This is a genomic window from Rhizomicrobium sp. (assembly GCF_056722145.1).
Genome location: NZ_JBWZET010000218.1, coordinates 1 through 2,842, shown reverse-complemented (window position 1 = coordinate 2,842; position 2,842 = coordinate 1). Strand labels below are relative to the sequence as shown.

Annotated in this window: 6 protein-coding genes; all 6 read left to right on the top strand. The window is 68.3% G+C overall.

The window, feature by feature from the left end:
• A partial coding sequence (locus tag AC1P6P_RS11915) for a GTA-gp10 family protein (RefSeq protein WP_481402659.1) occupies positions 1-347 on the top strand: 347 nt, incomplete at its 5' end.
• 23 nt (positions 348-370) lie between these two features.
• A complete protein-coding gene (locus AC1P6P_RS11910) occupies positions 371-478 on the top strand; it encodes a phage tail assembly chaperone (RefSeq protein WP_481402658.1) in 108 nt (35 codons plus the stop codon).
• A 3-nt stretch (positions 479-481) separates the two neighbouring features.
• The gene (locus AC1P6P_RS11905; RefSeq protein WP_481402657.1) at positions 482-991 is read left to right on the top strand and encodes a phage tail tape measure C-terminal domain-containing protein; all 510 of its coding nucleotides are present in this window, start codon (positions 482-484) and stop codon (positions 989-991) included.
• 1 nt (position 992) lies between these two features.
• The gene (locus AC1P6P_RS11900) at positions 993-1,616 is read left to right on the top strand and encodes a phage distal tail protein, Rcc01695 family (protein ID WP_481402656.1); all 624 of its coding nucleotides are present in this window, start codon (positions 993-995) and stop codon (positions 1,614-1,616) included.
• Positions 1,613-2,485 (top strand): DUF2163 domain-containing protein, encoded by an 873-nt coding sequence (locus AC1P6P_RS11895; protein WP_481402655.1) that lies wholly within the window; start codon positions 1,613-1,615, stop codon positions 2,483-2,485. Before AC1P6P_RS11900 ends, AC1P6P_RS11895 begins: the two co-directional genes overlap by 4 nt.
• A partial coding sequence (locus AC1P6P_RS11890) for a C40 family peptidase (protein WP_481402654.1) occupies positions 2,475-2,842 on the top strand: 368 nt, incomplete at its 3' end. The genes AC1P6P_RS11895 and AC1P6P_RS11890, both read left to right, overlap by 11 nt.

Sequence of the window (2,842 nt, the reverse complement as noted above, 5' to 3'; positions counted from 1 at the left end):
TGCCCAATGCCATTCGTGGCGAGGCCGGGCTTGAGGCGGGCGGAAAATCCTTCCGCCTGCTGCTCACGCTCGGCGCTCTTGCCGACATCGAAGACGGCCTCGGCCTCACGGACCTCGGCGACATCGGGGTGCGGCTGAAACATGCCCGCGCCGGCGATCTCGCCATCGTCGCGGCGGCGCTGCTGAAAGGCGGCGGGCACGATCTCACGCCTGCCGGTGTGCTGGCGCTGCCGGTTGATCTCGGCACCCTCGTCGCCGCGGTGGCGCAGGCGTTCGAACGCGCCGGCCTGTCGGGAGAGGCAACCGGCAGCCCTTTCGCTGGGACGATGTCCTCGCCGTCGGGCTAGGCCGGCTGAAGCTCACGCCCGCCGTGTTCTGGTCGCTGTCGTTCGCCGAATGGCGGGCGCTGGTGACGCCGCGCCGTCCCGCGCTCGATCGCGCCGGTCTGCGAGCCCTGATGACCGCCTTTCCGGATTGACCCATGACCAATGACACGCCGCTCGACAGCGCCGGCAAGGCGCTTACCGATTTCGCCGCCGGTCCGGTGGCCGCCGCCACCCGAACCATCCAGGACGCGGTCGATCGCACCTTCACCGCGATGGAGAATTCCATCGCCCGCGCCGTCGTCAGCGGCAAAGGCTCGATCGACGATTTCGTCGCTTCGACGCTGGCCTCGCTCGACCGGCTGGCGGTGAAGGACTTCATGCTGTCGCCGCTCGAAGATGTCGCCTCCAGCCTGGTGGAATCGATCCTGCCGATCGGCGGGGCGCGTGCGGCGGGCGGTCCGGTCGATGCCGGCACCAGTTATCTCGTCGGCGAGAACGGGCCCGAGATGTTCGTGCCGGCAGAGGCGGGAAGCATCGTGCCCAATGCGCGGCCGCAGATCGCGCTCAACGTCACCGCGCGTGACGCCACCAGCTTCCTCAAATCGGAAACGCAGATCGCGGCGATGCTGTCGCGCGCCCTGGCGCGGGGACAAAGGAATTTGTGACATGACTTTCCACGAAATCCGCTTTCCCACCACCATCGCCTTCCATTCCACCGGCGGGCCCGAGCGCAAGACCGAGATCGTCACCCTCGGCTCCGGCTACGAGGAGCGCAATGGCGTGTGGGCGAATTCGCGCCGGCGCTACGATGTCGGCTACGGCATCAAGACGCTCGACGATATCCACGCCGTGATCGGCTTCTTCGAGGCGCGTTCGGGCCGGCTCACCGGTTTCCGATTCAAGGATTTTGCCGACTTCCGCTCCTGCGCCCCCGCCGCGACGCCGACGCCGCTCGATCAGGCGCTGGGGCAGGGCGACGGCACCAGCAAATCCTTCGCGCTCACGAAGACCTATGTCTCCGGCCCGGCGGCGTGGGCCCGCGCCATCGTCAAACCGGTCGCCGGCAGCGTGCGTGCGGCGGTCGGCGGCGTCGAGACCACGGCCTTCAGCGTCGATCCCACCACCGGCGTCCTCACCTTCACCACCGCGCCCGCCAACGGCGCTGCGGTCGCCGCCGGATTCGAGTTCGATGTGCCGGTGCGTTTCGACACCGACTCCCTGTCGATCAATCTCGCCGGCTTCCGCGCCGGGGAAATTCCCTCCATTCCACTGGTGGAGATCCGGATATGAAAACCCTGCCGCCCGCGCTGCAGACGCACCTGTCCTCCGGCACCACGACGCTCGCCTGGTGCTGGAAGATCACCCGCCGCGACGGATTGGTGCTCGGCTTCACCGATCACGACACCGCGCTCGCCTTCAATGCCGTCAGTTATGCCGCCGCCACCGGCTTCACGGCGGGCGAGGTGACCTCGGGCGCCGATCTGTCGGTCGACAATCTGTCGGTGATGGGGGCGCTGACGTCGGCCAGTCTCAATGAGCACGATCTTGCCGCCGGCCTGTTCGACAATGCCGCAATCGAGATTTGGCGCGTCAATTGGGCGGCGCCCGATCAGCGCGTGTTGATGCGGTCGGGCACCCTCGGCGAGGTCAAGCGCGGCAAATGCGCGTTCGAAGCCGAGGTGCGCGGCCTGACCCAAGCCTTCAACCAGCCGGTCGGCCGCGTCTTTGCCCACGGCTGCGATGCGGTGCTCGGCGATGCGCGCTGCACCGTGGCGGTCACCGCGGTCGCCGCAACGGTCGCGACAGTCGCCGACGCTCGCCGCTTCACCGCCGCGGGGCTTGGCGGTTATGCCGATGGCTGGTTCGCGCACGGCAAGCTGACCTTCACCACGGGCGCCAACGCCGGCCGCGCCATGGAGGTCAAGCGTCACACGCTGGCGAGCGGCCTCGAGCTGTGGCAGGCGATGAGCGAAGCGGTGAGCGTCGGCGATGGTTTTACCGTCACGCCGGGCTGCGATCATGCCTTTGCCACCTGCAAAACCAAGTTCGCCAACGCGCTCAATTTTCGCGGCCACCCTTACATGATCGGCGGCAATGCCGCGCTTGCCGCGGTGTCGTCGTCGACGCCGCTCGATGGAGGCAGCCGCTATGGCAACTGACATCGTCGCCGCCGCGCGCGGCTGGATCGGCACGCCCTATGTGCATCAGGCCTCGCTGAAAGGGGTGGGCTGCGATTGCCTCGGCCTGCTCGTCGGCATCTGGCGCGAACGTCACGGCGACGCGCCCGAAACCATCCCGCCTTATCGTCCCGATTGGGATGAGACCGGCGAGAGTTTGCGCGACGGTCTGGCGCGGCACCTGGCGCCGGTCGCGCTCGATGCCATCGCCCCCGGCGACGTCGTGCTCTTCCGCATGGTGGCGCGCGCGGCCGCCCGCCACTGCGCCATCGTCGGCGAACAGGGCGGCGCCCTGACCCTGATCCACGCCCGCCAGAACAAGCGCGTCGGCGAAGAACT

Bases quoted from the DNA above. Each gene is read 5' to 3' on its own strand.
- AC1P6P_RS11905 (WP_481402657.1), top strand. From the start codon at position 482: ATGACCAATGACACGCCGCTCGACAGCGCCGGCAAGGCGCTTACCGAT.
- AC1P6P_RS11900 (WP_481402656.1), top strand. From the start codon at position 993: ATGACTTTCCACGAAATCCGCTTTCCCACCACCATCGCCTTCCATTCC.
- AC1P6P_RS11895 (WP_481402655.1), top strand. From the start codon at position 1,613: ATGAAAACCCTGCCGCCCGCGCTGCAGACGCACCTGTCCTCCGGCACC.